This window comes from Plantactinospora sp. WMMB334, from assembly GCF_049179095.1.
In the GTDB taxonomy this organism is placed as follows: domain Bacteria; phylum Actinomycetota; class Actinomycetes; order Mycobacteriales; family Micromonosporaceae; genus Plantactinospora.
In genome coordinates, this window is the sequence record NZ_JBMHME010000002.1 from 3,509,611 (window position 1) to 3,524,032 (window position 14,422).

The window sequence follows — 14,422 nt, forward strand, 5'->3', positions numbered from 1 at the left end:
ACGGGGTCCGGGTGCGGTTTACGCCAGCAGGACATCAAAGTCCACAGCCATCAGAAATGGGAAAATGGTTCGTGTTCGGCCGGACACTTGTACTCCTCAACCCCCGTCGTGGATCCGCACCTGTGCTGTCTCGCCGAGGGCATCCGGGCGGTCGATCTTCGCAAATCGCGTGGGGAGGTCCGATGCGGTGTTCTATGGTCTGCTGGCGACTCGGTCGGGTCGTGGCGGCAGCGTGTAGCTCAGTGAGTAGAGCACCGGGCCCGGGACCCGGAGGGCGCGGGGCTGGGCCGGCCACGCTGGCCATGGAGAGCAACGAGACGTTTCCGCAGGTGGGGTCGGCGTATCCGGTGGGGCAGCTGGCTCGGCGTACGTGACGGCGGTGACGCACGAGGACGCCGGTACCCGGTCGCACGCCGAGGAACGGGTGCGCCGCTGGTCGCGGGCGCCGGTGGCGGGGCTGCCGGTATGGGTGATCCCGCAGGTGGTGCGCGGTGGGTTCGCCACGGGTTCCCCGGCGGCGGACGGGCCGCTGCACCCGTACGAGATGGAGCCGGCTGCCCGGGTGGGCGTGCCGGCTGAGCGTGGTGCGCTGTTCGCCTACTTTCTCACCGAGGCTGGGCAGGCCGAGTTGTAGGTGCTGTTGGACAGCGGCGGCTACCGGATGGAGCTGCCGGAGCAGGCCGCGTTGTTGACGGTGGTTTGGCTGCTGCGCGCCGGTGACCGGACGCGGGCGTTGGGGCTGCGGGATGGGATCGGCCCGTACGTGGGGCAGCTGTGTTCATGCCGGTGCCGGATCCGGCGGGCGGGCAGGATGTGGCTGAGGTGTGGCGGGCGGACGCCGGCGAGGTCGGCGCCGCGCTGGCCGGGCGGCGGCCGAACCTGCGGGTGGAGGCGATGCGCGAGGCGCTGACGGTGTGGAATCCGTTCGCCGACGAGTTGCTCGAGCTGTGGTTGCCACCCGGGATGATGCCGGCGTGGTCGCCGCGGTGTTGCCGCCCGGCTGGTCCGAGCGGGCGCGGGCGCTGCTGGCCCGCTACGAGGTGCTCGCCGACCAAGGAGAACCTAGCCATTCTGCGGACCGCTACGCAGGAGGTCACCGGCGGACGGCCGCTGGTGCCCCGGGCCCGGGGGATGCTGCGCCGCGCGGTCTACGCGATGCTGGCCATGCGCGGCCGGCCGGGCTCGGCCGCGCATGCCGTGCTACGCCGGGCGCAGGCACACGTCGCGGCGAAGCCGGCTCATCACCTGCTGGCCCGGATCGTGGTGCCCGGCTAGTCGCGCACGACTCGGAGATGGGCGTGCGGGACGTGGACGCGGTGTGCGCACCGGTCAACGCCGCGGAGGCAGCTACCCACGAGGTACCGGTCGGCACGCCGATGCCCGAGTCGATTCGGCGGGTGGTTCGCCGCGCCACCGTGGGCACGGTGCCGGAGCGGCGTACGCCTGGCAGCAGCATCTGGTCTTCTACCTGTCCCTTTCCGACACGGGCGACCCGAGGCCTCTTATCGAAAATCCTTCCACGCCGAACTCGCCGCCGCGCCGGACGGCGTCCGTACCCGGCTGGCTCCGGCGCTCGTCGGACTTGGCTACGTCGCCGCCGGGGCCGGTTCACCGGCGACAGCACGCCGGCCGCAGGCCGCCGCTGCAGGGCTGGACCACCGGCCACCACTGGCTGAACCAGCCGTCGACAGATCGCACCCCACCAGAAACCGGGTCGGCATATGAAGATCGCGTTCTCGGCCTCGTCGCGGGTTCGCCACGACGTCCGCTACACGAGTTCGATTTTTAACGTCGACCGGACCGCCGTTGCATCAGCTCTCCACGCCCGGCCGTCCCTCCCAAATCCATCCCGGCACCGCCTCGAGTTGCTGGATGCGATCGGGGGCGAGTCCACCGCGCTTGTACTCGGCGCGTCTCCGGCTGACCCAGGCGCCCAGTCTGAACCCGTCCGCACATCTGTATTTGACCGGTACGTGTCCATGGCGGTGCTCGGCGACATAGTCGAGTAAGGCCGCCATCCCGGCCTCGAAGCTGCCGCTGCGAGCGGAGGGCGGCACCGTCCACCGCCACCCCGGCAAGCTCTCAAGTTGCGCGACGCGATGCGTCAGGAGGACGCCCTTGCGATGCTCCTGTCGGCGGGCCGCGACCCAGCCACCGAGCCTGAAATGGTCGGCCGTGACGTATGACTGGGAGACGCACGCGTCACCGTGCACCTCAACATATACCCGCAGTGCTCGCAGCCCATCGTCGAAGTTGGCTGTGTGCCGTCCCCACGACCAGCCCGGCAGTGACTCGAAGGCGGCTATCCGGTCCGGCGCCAGCCTGTCCGCCTTATACGCCGATTGCTGCTTGGTGATCCACTTACCCAGATCGAATCCATCCGCCGTAACGTGATCGTGCGGCACCCGGGCGTCGCCGTGCTCGGCGACATATTCCTGCAGCGAGGCCATTCTATGCTCGAAGCGGTCGTTTCGGGTGTGCCATGACCAGCCAGGAAGTCGCTCCAGTTCGGCGGCGCGATCCTCGGGGAGCTTGCCCTTCGCCCGGTCCTGGCGGCGCACCGTGACCCACTGTCCGAGCTTGAAGCCGTCCTCGGTCTTGAACGCCGACGCAACGCGGGTGTGGCCATGCTCGTCGGCGTAGGCCCTCAGCGCGTCCAGGCCCGCGTCGAAGCCTTCGTCGAAGACCTCCCACCGCCAGCCGGGCAACGCCTCGAGTTCCGCCACCTGCTCGGCGGAGAGCCGATTCCGCTTACGGCCCGTGCGTCGCTTGCTCACCCACCTGCCAAGGTGAAAATCGGTCGCGGTGACATGCCCCGCTGGCACCCGGGCGTGGCCGTGCTCCGCGACGAAGGCGCGTATCGCGTTGTATCCCCTCTCGTACCGGGAGTCGCGTACGTTCCACGACCAGCCAGGCAGGTCCTCCAGCTGCTGCTGGCGCTCACGCGACAACCTGCCGATCTTGCGATCGAGCCGGCGTACCTGCACCCATTGCCCTAGCGCCAATCCATCGTCCGTGACGTGGTCCTTGGGCACCCGTGCATCGCCGACGGCGGACATGTAGTGCCGCAGCGCTTGGAGCCCGGCCGCATAGTCGGCGTCGCGGGAGTCCCATACCCAGCCGGGCAACACCTGCAACGTCGAGGCCCGCTCGCTCGCCAATCGGCCGGCCCGGTGCACCGCGCGCACCCGAGTGACCCAAGCGCCGAGATTGAACCCATGCGCCATGACGTAGCTCTGCCGGACCCGGGCGTCGCCATGCACGCTCACGTATGCCTGCAACTGTCCGAGTCCCTCGTAGAAACCGCTGGAGGTTACCTCGACAGCCCTGATTCTAAGCTGACCGGCCAGCTCGGACGAACTCCACACCGGGAGGTCGACGACGAGCCGCCCGAGGCTTCCACCCCCGATGATCCCGTCGCGGCCGAGCGCAGTACGCAGCTCGTCGAGTTCCTCGGCCAGGCGTTCATCGTGGTCTCGTAGCGCCGCGATGACCTGCCATACCGCATCAAAGGCGCTGCTGGCGAGTACGGTGTCCGGGTCGTCGTTCTGCCGCAGCACGACCGGCAGCACGATTAGGCCTCGCTCCTTGGTCGCGGTTCGGCGCAGCGCGCGGCCCACCGCCTGCACGATCTCGATCGTGGATCGGCGCGGATCAGCAAACACCACTGCGTCCAGATCGGGGAGATCGACACCTGCGGTCAGGCACCGCGCGTTGGCCAGCAGGGCCCGTGGTGGACCGCCGGACGTGCCGGTCGCGGCGAATTGACGGATCAGCCTGGCGCGCTGGCTGCTGGGCATGCCTCCGCTGACGTAGGCAGCGTTGATCGGGCCGGGTGAGGCGCTGGGCGCTACTGCTTCCAGTTCGGTGAGCAGCTCGGCGAAGCATCGGGCCCGGGCCACCGTCGTGTGAAAGCTGAGCGCGGTCCTGACGTCGCGTTCCCGGAATGCCCGTCCGGCGGCGACCAGGGCGGCAAACGTGGTGGCGTCGATCGTTCGCCCCCCTGCGTCGACCAGATGCCGGTTGGTCACCGCCGCGGCTGCCTCCGAGTACGGGTCGACGCCCAGCACGAGCACCTGGTAGTCGGCCAGTAACCTCAGCCCAATCGCGTCGGCGAAGCTGAGCCGATGTGCGACTGGCCCGAACACCGCCGTGTCGCTCATGCTGATGACCGACAGATCTAGCTGACGTGCACGGGCGGCGATCCGAGGCTGCACGACCTTGGGCGTCGCGGTCGCGAATACACGGCGGGCCGCGGTGATACGGCCGCGGTCCAGAATGGTGCCGAACGCGGGCGGGCAGTTCCCGGCCAGGTAGTGCGCCTCGTCGGCTACGGCCAGATCGAAACGTGCCGGCGTGCCAGCTGCGGCGAGGATTCGCTGCGCCTCGGCGACGACCGGGCTCGAGTGATATGTCGAGAAGACCACCAGGGGCCGGCCATTCTCGGGAGCAGCCTGCATCCGGGCGGCCAATGCGCGGGCATCAGTGAGCACCGGGACGGCCAATTCGGCCGCCGAGATGTCGGCGTCCGTTGCGGCAGCAGCGGCGACGGTGTCGTCGCTGCACACGGCGATCGGCTGCACTTGCCCGGCCGACTGGGCCGACCATTCCCTGAGCGTCTGCGCCAGCAGAGCCAGGCTAGGCACCAGGACTAGTGTCTTCCGGGCTGCGATCCGCTCGGCGATGCCGTGGCAGGTCAGCGTCTTGCCGGAACCGCAGGCCATGATGAGGCTGGCGCGGGCATCGTCGCCTGCGCTGAGTTGACCCTCCAGCTCGGCGACGACGTCGTCGACCGCCGAGAGCTGGTGCTCGCGCAGCGGGCGCCGGGCGCAGCGCAGCGACGCGGCGGGGTCGGCCGTATGTAGACCTGCCAGTGTCTCTGGCCAGCGCACCGGTGACGCCTCCAGCTGGGCGAGCCCGACAACGACGACCGGGATGGCCTGTTTGAGCATGGTGCGTTGGGCGTGTGGAGCGAGCCGGTCCGTCGACATGACCAGCAGCCGTTGGGCGAACGCGCTGGTCGCGGATGCGGATAAGAATGAGTCGATGGCGGCCTTGGTAACCGACCCGGTCGCTGCGTAGCCCTTGCACTGCACCGCCCACAGCTGCCCACTGACGGTCTCGACCACCAGATCGATTCCCCGGTCGGGGCCGTCGGCGCCGGGCCAGTCCTCCCAGCGCCATATCCGGGCCACCTGCGGCGCGTACACCGGGTCCGCCCGCAACCAGAATCGCACGATCGTTTCGAACTGCCGTCCCCGCAGCGTGCTGTCGCCGCATGCGAGCAATGCCAGTAGATTCCCCACAGTGCCCTGATGCGGCGACGGCACCTCCACATCGAGAGGGTTCCAGCAGTCCCCGTTCTCGTCCGCGCGGGCGAGGGCCTCAGCTCGACGAATGTGTTTTAACGGCATGCGCTCTCCTCCAGCCATGCAGGCGACGCCGGACTGAGCCATGGCCTTCAGAACCGGACGGCGCTAGGTGGTGTCCTGCGGATCATGGAGTGTGGTCGGGTACGGCACGGAGCCAGTCGAGCATCTCGATGAGGTCCAGTGTGGCTTCGTAGCTTTCGATGAGCTTGTCGTACCTGGTCGCCAGGCCTCGCCAGTGTTTGCGTCGACCGAAGCCACGTTCGACCTGGTTGCGGTGGGTGTATGCGCTGGTGTCGAAGTCTGGGGGACGGCCGCCTGATGATCCTTTCCTTGTCCGGTTGGCTTTCTGGTCGGCGCGTTCGGGGATCACGGCGGCAATCTTGCGGGCCCGCAACGCGGCCCGGTTCGCCTTGGACGAGTACGCCTTGTCCGCGGTCAGCGAGTCCGGACGCTTACGGGGACGGCCGACGCCGCCGGGTCGGGTCACGGCGATCTGATCCAACAAGGGCACCAGCTGCTTGGTATCGGAGGCCTGGCCCGGGGTGATCCGCGTGGCGAGCGAACGGCCTCGCCCGTCGGCCATAGTGTGCACCTTCGTGGTCAACCCTCCCCGGGAACGACCCAGACCCTGACGTGCCTGCGAATCCTTGGTGGTGAGCCCCCTTTACGGGCACCGGCGGCGTGCTGGTGAGCGCGCACGACCGTGGAATCGACCTGAGCGTCCCAGTCGATGTCACCGTCAGCCTCAGCCAACGCGACCACCTGCTGCTTGAGACGGGTCCAGGTGCCGTCGGCAGCCCACCGGCGGAACCGTTCATGACAGGTCTTCCACGGCCCGTACCGCTCGGGCATGTCCCGCCACGGCGACCCGGTCCGTTTCACCCAGCAGATCCCGTTGATCACCTGCCGGTGATCGCGCCACTGCCCACCACGACGGGGCTGCGCGGGCAGCAACGGCTCCAACACCGCCCACTCGGCATCAGTCAAATCAAAACGCGCCACGACCAGAACAACGAACCACCATCAAGATCCGCCGGACACCACCTAACGGTACGGTGAACCCCCGACAAAAAGGCCTCCAACGGCCGGCACGACTGTCCTAATACTGAGTGGGCATCTGGATGTACTGGGGTGATGAGTTCGTGCCCACGAGCCAGGCCCGACGAGCGATGACCACCTGGCTGGGCGACCCCCGCGTCAGCAAGAAGCAGGCCAGACAAACCGCGCAGGAACTCCTCCGGCAGCTCGACAACCCCAATGCGAGCATCGCCGCAAGGCGCGAGCTTCTCGATGCCCTGACCGACATCGCCTACACCGGCCGGCCGGACTACCCGCGCCTGGAACACGCGGTGCGTAACGTCTTCGAGCCAGCAGGAGGCAAGATTCGCAAGGCTGTCGGCGATCCCGCTGCTCCGATGATGGCGGACTCGATGATCGACCTGGCCAAGGCTCGCCCTCGCGGCCGTAGCTCGTCTGCGCGCCGGCCACGTAACGGACGAGGAGTTCGTGCGAGCCCGCCACCTACACCTGGTGACCTACTCCGAGTGCGCCATCCAGCAGCCCAGACTTGCTGTCGAGGCACCTGCAACCGCCCCGGACCTGTACGAGCCCGTCACGGCCGAGGCCGCGTTGAACAGCTCATGCGGCAACCTCCTCACCACCCTGGGGCTCGCCGAACTGCACCCGGAACACGCCACCCGAATCTCGGCAACACCTGCGCCCCGGATCAGCTTCGTATAGGAGCTGATGGTCGGCCCCAACGGTGCAAGCGGTAGGCGTGCCCCTGGAGGCACGTCCCACGGACTCAAATGAGTGGACGGCGGGCATACCCTGGGTCCTGTGGCGTGGTCTCTGAGCCTTCACGAATTTCGGCAGCCGGTCCTGGCCGACGCGCTGTTGCTGGCTGCGGGCAAGGCGCTGTATCTGGCCAACTCGTTCGAGTCCAAGTGCCGGTACATCTTGCGAATCATGAATCTGGTGCAGGTGATCGAATCTGATCCTGTGCTGACGCTTGAGCAGGCGATTTCCGGACTGCCGCAAGACAAGATGCTCGGGGCAACGATGAACGACATCGTCACCCACCCCATCGGCGGCGCGAGCGCCGACCTTCTTCATAACGCCCGCCGCGCTCGGAACCTCATCGCACACGAGGGAACGCCAGCAGCACCGATTTGGGACCTAAGCAGAAGGTCAATCATCGAGCACGCCGCGCGCCTTCGAGCGGCGGTCGCCGACCTCGCTGCTGGCGACAACGTCGTTTCGACATGGTGCTATGAAATCGAAGAAAAGATGCCTGCGCCGCGCGACTTCAAGGCGGCTTACCCAGACATGGTGACCAACTGGGCGTTCGGTGATCTTGACCGCCTGATTGCCGAGGGGGAGGGCGAGCCCGACGACAACCCGCGCACAATCGTGGAGTACCTGAGACGGCGTCAAGCCTCCCGCAACCCCGCAATCTAGCCGGGAGCAGGCACCAACGCGCATACGTGACGGGCATAGAACTTCTCCGTCGCAGCACTGCCCGCACGGATGACGGGCAACCACGCGGCATCCGACGCGCGGCATGCTAAGGCGTGCCATTAGATAGGATCGGCCAGTATCTTGATCGCGATTTCTTCCAGATCCAGGAAGACTCGTTTGACGTGGTTGAGATGCCGGTAGATGGCCGCGCGCTCCTCGCCTTTTGTAGTAGATCCGCGCCAGATCGGATCAAAGACCTCCGGATTACCCACGGCTGTTTCCGCAGCATCGAGCGCCTCTAGCAGATCCGGGTGACTCGTTTCAAGGCGGAGCTTTCGTGCGTTTGACCTGATGAGCTGCATGTCGCTCGCCATCGCGCCGCCATTATCGGCAACCCACGCGATGATGGCCCGCTTGTTCCACCGGTCGCCTGCGCTGCTAAGGGTGGCCGCCTGCAACGCGTCAGTCCAGTTGTTGGCGGCATGAACCGTATCCGCAATAAGCAATCGCTGTCGTTGGCGTCGCTCATCTTGCCGGGCAGACTCCGCAGCTGCACAAAGCCCTCCGAGAAGCCGTTCTTCCAGCGTAGTAAAGGACGCAGCGACGACGTCCGTCACTTCGACGTCAGTCAGGCTCCAAGAACGTTGCAAGGTCTGATACTCAGCGAGTTGTGCCCTTTTCCACTCGCGGAGCACGTCAGCGGTGAAATGCTGCGGAGTTTGATCAATCTCCCACGCATGCGTGTCGCACAGAGGGATCAAATTCGACGCGTCCCGGTTGGCCGCCTCAGACATGTCTGGGTCCCAGCGTGCGCCGCCCTGGCTACGGGCGTGTATGTGGGCGATCCGGCTGTTGAGGATGTACTCACCGGTGTCACCGTTCAGCCGATACAGCGGCTTCTTGCAGGTTGGCTCGCCACACCGCCATGCCGTGCCGTAGAGCTGCTTGATCGTGCCCTCAGTCGGCGTCCGATGCTCAATCGACCCGGCGCTAGGTGATGGGTTCGACACCCGACCATCATCGCCTACGACAGCTCGTCCAGTGCCGACATAGGGGTCGGAAGCTCTGGAGTCGGTAACCAAGCATCGACGCCTGGGCAAGGCTGAAGAAGGTATCGAACTCGCTCAGCACACCGCCGGCACTAGGCGCTGCTGCCGAGTTCGTTGATCCTGGCGCGGATGCTCTCCACCTGGTCGCCCAACGTGATAAGCAGGAACCGGCGGGGATCATCGGCGGGCGCCTCGGCGACGGTGCCAGCGAGGTGGGCGTACAGGCCCTGCGCGTTCTCCAACTCCGGAAGAAGTTTGGCGAGCTGCTGCTCTGGTGGCAGCGCACGGAACTGTCGTCCGAGGTCTTCGTGTAGCCCGTTCACGACCGGGTCGTTGAGCCAGGCGTCCACCACGTCGGACTCACCGGGATCGAACGCGGCGGGGTCGCCGTCTGGGTCATAGGTCACATTCTCATCCTCTCAGCCGGTGCTACGTAGCTGGTACGCGGCCGCTCGCGGGGCGCATAAGGTGCCGATCGGTGGACCTGGCTATCATCGCCGCCCACACCCAGCTCCGGCTGGCCCGAACCCCTCACCGTTGACCTGCGTCGCCCCTGGGAGCGACCAGCCCCGCCCGAACGACTCACCCCCGCCCGGGTCCGGCGCGGCTTTCGGCACCTACGCCCAACAACAGCCTGTCCCGCGCAAGCACCGAAACCCACCCGGCCAGGACCCGGACGACCACCTGGCACACCCAACCGCCAGCCCACCCGCCGCTACGACGTCCACATCGTCACCAGCAACGAGACCAGGAAGACAGCCTCCAGAAAGAAAAATCCGCCAACCCCCGACCACGCCGCACAGGTTTAGAAGTCAAGCTAGCGCGCCAGGTCACTAGCATGAACCGACTGCCCTGGCCCGGCGTAGCGGCAGCAATCGCAATGGGGAGGTCAGAAGGATTATGTCTCGGTTTCCGGTGACGACGTTCGACACACTGCGCCCGTGGGAGGGTGAGCAGAGCCGGGCTTTCGAGGAGCTGTCGTACCAGCTGCTCAAGAGGCAGGTGCCGGCCGGGACCGTGGCGATCCGCACGGGCAACCCGGACGGCGGGGTCGAGTGGTACGCGGTCGAACCGGACGGCACGGAGCACGGCTGGCAGGCCAAGCACGTACACGGTATCGAGGCGCTGTTGACGGCGATGACCGATTCGGTCAGGCGGGTCGCGAAGGAGCGCCCTGCGCTGCGCACGTTGACGTTCGTCATCTCGTGGAACCTGGGGACCAGCCGGCAGATCCGCAAGGGAACGCGGCTCAAGTCGCAGCGTGACAAGTTCAACGACAAGGTCGGCGTCTGGAAGCAGACGATCCCGGGCGCAGACAGAATCAGCTTCAAGCTGGTCCAGGGCAGCGACCTGCTTGACGAGCTGGCCAAGCCGGAGCACGAGGGCCGCCGTTGGTTCTGGTGGGGCGAAACTGTCCTCGGCCGCGACTGGCTGCGCGATCACCACACCGTGCAGACGGAAGCGGCCGGCGAGAAGTACCGACCGGATTTGCAGGTCGACCTGCCCATCCAGGAGGATCTGCTGGCGCTCGGTTTCGACACCAGCGTGCGCGAACGGCTGCAGCGGCTGGTTCACGAGGTAGGCGCGGGTGTCGCCGAGTCGCGGCGCTACCCGCCGGCCAAGCCCAGCCCGTTGTATATGGCGGTGGTGCAGGCCGCGGACCGACTCGCCAACGCGGCCACCGCGTTCGACCTGCAGGCCGGTGATCCCGCAACCGTTCTCGAGCGGCTCGACACCCTGCTGGAGGAGGTGCAGCGGGCGGCCGAGCCACTCATCGAGCGGGACCGGGCCACCGTCGGGGACGGGCATCAGGTTCGGCACAGCACCGATTTCCGTGACCTCCTCAAAGCCGTCCGCGAGCTGTCGTGGTGGCTCGACTCCTCCCCCGGGCAAACCCTGCGCCGCCGGGCCTACTTTCTCTCCGGCGTGGCCGGGTCCGGCAAGACGCACCTGCTCCTCGAGGCGACCCGCCGCGCCCTCGAGCAGGGCCGGCCCGCCGTGTTCCTGGCCGGTGCGCAGCTCGGCCGGGGCGAGTTGTGGACGAGTATCTGCGACCAGCTGGGCCTGGAGAACCTCGGCGCCGACGGCCTGCTCAAGGCCATGGACACCGCCGGGGAAGCCGCCGCCAAGCGCGGCAGCCGTTTTCTCCTCATCATCGACGCGGTCAACGAAACCGCCCAGGCGGACTTCTGGGCCTCCCGCCTGCCGGCGCTGCGCGCCAAGGTCGCCCAGTATCCACATGTCGCCCTGGTGGTGTCGTGCCGCGACACCTACCAAGACATCGTCTCGGACTACGCCGAGCGGGCACGCTTTCACCAGCGCACGCACCCCGGCTTCGCCGGCCACGAGGTCGAGGCCACTCTCAAGTACTTCGCACACTTCAAGCTCGAAGCGCCAAAGATCCCGCTGTTGACGCCGGAGTTCACCCTGCCGCTGTTCCTGCGCATGTACTGCGAGAGCGTCGCGCACGCCGGCCGGGCCGCCGGCCACGAAGGCCACCAGGGCCGGGTGGCGATCTTCGAGCAGTACCTCGCCGCGAAACTCGCCGTCGTCGCACGCCGACTCACCCGAGACGCGGTCTCCGACTACGAACGTGACGCTGCCCGCGCCCAGGCCCGCTCAGCCTTGGACGCCCTGCTCGACGAGATGGCACTACTCGGGCGAGAAGGACTGACCATCAGCGAGGCCGACACGGTCGTCCGGTCCGTGTTAGACGGCCCTGCGGTGTCTCCGGCCAAGCTCCTCGGCCTGCTGCAGGACGAGGGTGTCCTCACCCGGGAGCATCTGTACCTTGGCCCCGACACGTTCGGCGACGGCATACGGATCGCCTTTCAGGCGTTCTCCGATTTCCTGTTGCTCACGCGCCGCCTGACCGCCTCGCCGAATCCGCTCACCGACACCGACCTGCACCGATGGCTGGCCCAGGACGCCAGCGGGGGCATCGTGGAAGCCGCCACCATCGTGTTTCCCGAGGTCTACAACACCGAGCTACCTGACCTGCTCAACCTGGATCTCCGGCACGGCAGCCATGACGCGGATTCTCGACAGCGGATCCGCGTCCGGCGCATCTACCGCAGCCTGACGGCCATGCTGCCTTACAGGGCCACCACCGCGGTCACCGAACGAACCATCGAGCTGCTCAACGTTACCCCTGGGCTCTCGCCCACCGACGTCTACCGGGTGCTGTTCGCCATAGCCCCGCAGCCGGGCAACCTGCTCAACGCCGAACGCCTGCACACCCACCTCACCCGCATGCGCATGCCCGAACGCGACACCGCCTTCGGGTTCGCCACCTATCACGAGCTGTTCGACGACACCAGCCCGGTGCCCCGCCTCGCCCGATGGGCCGCCGCCGGCCCCTACCCCCATTACGACCCCAAGGTGATCGAACTCGCCTGCATCCCGCTGTGCTGGCTGCTGTCCTCGCCGAACAGATACATGCGCGACTGGATCACCAAAGCCGTCGTCCAGCTGCTGCGCGGGCATCTCGACGTGATGCGCGCCCTGGTCGAGCGGTTCTGGAGCATCGACGACCCGTACGTGCTGCAACGCGTGATCGTCATCGCCTACGGCGCCCTGCTGCGCAGCACCGCCGCGCACGCCACCGACGCGGCGGCCCTGGCCACCACCGTGCACACCCGCGTTTTTACCCAGCCAGTCCGCGCCGATGAACTGCTGCTGGACGCAGCCCGCGGCATCACCCACTGGGCCATCGCCCACCAGCTCCTTCCCGACACCGCCGCGCGCGCAGCCGAGCGCCCCTACGGCCTCCCGATCCCAGGACCGGCGCCGACACAGGCGACCCTCGACGCCAAATACGGCCGGTACGACGACATGCCGCCCGAGGATGACTACCTGTCGGTCTTCATCTCGGTGCTCGGCATGGGCGACTTCGGCCGCTACGTCGTCGAGTCCGGCATGCACCACTTCTCGCGCTACCGCGTCGGACAGCCTCGCCCCGACCGCCGGACCGGCTACGCCCGACCGCGGCTCATCAAGTCCCGCTGGGCCGCGTTCCTCGCCTCCCTCAGCTCGGAGCAGAAAGCCGAGCACGCCGCCTTGCTGGTCGACCCCCAACCTCACGCCATCGCCCTACGCCGCTACAAACTCAGGACAGGGCAAGACCCATTCACGGCCGAGCAGCAGGAGCTTCTCGACGCCGCCTGGAAATATCCGAAAATCGTCAACCACGACTACCCAGCCGACCAGGCCCGCCGGTGGGTCTTCCACCGAACCCTGAGCCTCGGCTGGACCCCGGCACGCTTCCGTGCCGAGGACCGCAGGATCGGGCACGGCCGAGGCCGGGAAGGTCACAAAAGCGAACGATGGGGCAAGAAGTACCAGTGGATGGCCTATCACGAGCTCCTCGCCCGCGTAGCCGACAACTACCAGAGCGCCCACCGCTACGACGACTCCCCCACCTACGACGGCCTGCACCGCCTCATCGGCGACCGCGAGATCGACCCTAGCCTGCCTCCGATCGACTTCCGCGCCTTCAGCGAACACGACGGCCAAGGCGCGACCGCGTGGCAGCCACCCATGATCAGTCTGGCCGGCTGGCCACCAGCCGACCTCGACTTCCGCCGCCACCACGGGAACATCCAGAAATTGTTGGCTGACACCGACACTGAACCCACCATCGACGATTCCGCTTTCCTGCACGACACCAACGGCACCGACTGGATCGTGCTGGAGAGCTTCACAAAGACGACCGACCCGGCCGCCCACAAGAGCTGGCGTGGCCTGCAGCAGTCCTGCTCCGTCGACACCCTGCTCATCGCCAGAACGGACGCGAACCCGTTCCTGACCGCCCTCGCCGAGCAAACCCGGCACGGGACCCTCGACCTGGTCGACAGCCATGGCCATGTCGACTGCTGCTACGTCGGCGAAATCGGCCGCACGGGCCCACCCTGCTACCACCGCCACGCCGGCTTCGAGACGGTGACCGTGGCCGACAAACAGTTCGCCATCGGCCGTACCGTCGAGCCGTACGCGTGGGAGGGCAGCATCTACGACTGCTCGATCGGTGAGACCGCGAGCACGCTGCTGCCCTCCGCACTGCTTCAGCAGACAGCCGGGCTGACCTTCGACATGCGCGGGCCAAGCTGGCTCGACACTCAGGAGTCACCGGTATTCACGTTCTACCAGGAGCCCGGAAGCAGTAACCGAGCCCTGTTGGTCCGAGCCTCTTACCTGCGCGAGCTCCTCGCCGAACGCGATCTCGAACTCGTCGTGCTACACACCTTCGAACGCATGGAACTCAAAGACGACTACGACCATGACGGCCCCTTCCCCTCGATCAGCGCATCCGTCGAAGCACGCCTGGGCTCGGACCTGACCGTGCACACCGGTCGTCCGCGCCGGGAGGAGCGCGACGTGCTCCTTCCTTGATGGGGCGAATATCGCAGCAGCACGACGGCTTTTGCCTTGCCTGTTGGCCGTGTCAGGCACGGCCGTTTCATGATCGATAGTGGCGTTGAGTGACGATGCCCGCGTTGGCGTGTCGGATATGGACGAAGCTCCGTTGAGTCCAGGTCTTTC

At 67.1% G+C, this 14,422-nt stretch carries 9 protein-coding genes, 1 tRNA gene and 1 pseudogene; 7 read left to right on the plus strand and 4 right to left on the minus strand.

Going from position 1 to position 14,422, the window contains the following annotated elements; translation table 11 throughout:
* The first annotated feature begins 228 nt into the window (after positions 1-228).
* The 3 genes from ACN27G_RS15080 (at position 229) to ACN27G_RS15090 (ending at position 1,275) form a co-directional block, all read left to right on the plus strand.
* A tRNA-Pro gene (locus ACN27G_RS15080) sits at positions 229-303 on the plus strand.
* 76 nt (positions 304-379) lie between these two features.
* Positions 380-634, plus strand: a complete 255-nt coding sequence (locus ACN27G_RS15085) for a hypothetical protein (RefSeq protein ID WP_421493443.1) — start codon at positions 380-382, stop codon at positions 632-634.
* Between the two features lie 146 nt (positions 635-780).
* Positions 781-1,275, plus strand: a complete 495-nt coding sequence (locus tag ACN27G_RS15090) for a hypothetical protein (protein WP_421493444.1) — start codon at positions 781-783, stop codon at positions 1,273-1,275.
* Positions 1,276-1,811: 536 nt separating this feature from the next.
* Here the strand turns inward: ACN27G_RS15090 and ACN27G_RS15095 are convergent.
* Both ACN27G_RS15095 and ACN27G_RS15100 read right to left on the minus strand, forming a co-directional pair.
* Complete coding sequence (locus ACN27G_RS15095) at positions 1,812-5,414, minus strand: Helicase associated domain protein (protein ID WP_421493445.1); 3,603 nt, start codon at positions 5,412-5,414, stop codon at positions 1,812-1,814.
* Positions 5,415-5,496: 82 nt separating this feature from the next.
* A protein-coding gene (locus tag ACN27G_RS15100; RefSeq protein ID WP_421492440.1) for an IS5 family transposase occupies positions 5,497-6,374 on the minus strand; the annotation gives its coding sequence in 2 pieces (ribosomal slippage) (positions 5,497-6,024 and positions 6,027-6,374; 876 coding nt in all).
* A gap of 504 nt (positions 6,375-6,878) precedes the next feature.
* On the opposite strand from ACN27G_RS15100, the gene ACN27G_RS15105 reads away from it, so the two are divergent.
* Complete coding sequence (locus ACN27G_RS15105) at positions 6,879-7,112, plus strand: hypothetical protein (protein ID WP_421493446.1); 234 nt, start codon at positions 6,879-6,881, stop codon at positions 7,110-7,112.
* Positions 7,113-7,211: 99 nt separating this feature from the next.
* Complete coding sequence (locus tag ACN27G_RS15110) at positions 7,212-7,832, plus strand: hypothetical protein (RefSeq protein WP_421493447.1); 621 nt, start codon at positions 7,212-7,214, stop codon at positions 7,830-7,832.
* Between the two features lie 119 nt (positions 7,833-7,951).
* Here the strand turns inward: ACN27G_RS15110 and ACN27G_RS15115 are convergent, their stop codons facing one another.
* Together ACN27G_RS15115 and ACN27G_RS15120 are read right to left on the minus strand one after the other, a co-directional pair.
* Entirely contained in the window at positions 7,952-8,842 is an 891-nt protein-coding gene (locus ACN27G_RS15115) for a hypothetical protein (RefSeq protein ID WP_421493448.1), read from the minus strand.
* A 131-nt stretch (positions 8,843-8,973) separates the two neighbouring features.
* Positions 8,974-9,288, minus strand: coding sequence for a hypothetical protein (locus ACN27G_RS15120; protein ID WP_421493449.1), 315 nt, complete (start codon positions 9,286-9,288; stop codon positions 8,974-8,976).
* 63 nt (positions 9,289-9,351) lie between these two features.
* Between ACN27G_RS15120 and ACN27G_RS15125 the strand changes: the two are divergent.
* Together ACN27G_RS15125 and ACN27G_RS15130 are read left to right on the plus strand one after the other, a co-directional pair.
* A pseudogene (locus ACN27G_RS15125) lies at positions 9,352-9,686 on the plus strand (transposase); the annotation flags it as partial.
* Between the two features lie 110 nt (positions 9,687-9,796).
* Positions 9,797-14,272 carry a hypothetical protein gene (locus ACN27G_RS15130; protein ID WP_421493450.1) on the plus strand — a complete coding sequence of 1,492 codons (4,476 nt, stop codon included), beginning with the start codon at positions 9,797-9,799 and terminating at the stop codon, positions 14,270-14,272.
* Positions 14,273-14,422 lie beyond the last annotated feature (150 nt).

Excerpts from the sequence above, each read along its gene's own strand:
- ACN27G_RS15090 (WP_421493444.1), top strand. The coding sequence starts at position 781 with ATGCCGGTGCCGGATCCGGCGGGCGGGCAGGATGTGGCTGAGGTGTGG.
- ACN27G_RS15095 (WP_421493445.1), bottom strand. The coding sequence starts at position 5,414 with ATGCCGTTAAAACACATTCGTCGAGCTGAGGCCCTCGCCCGCGCGGAC.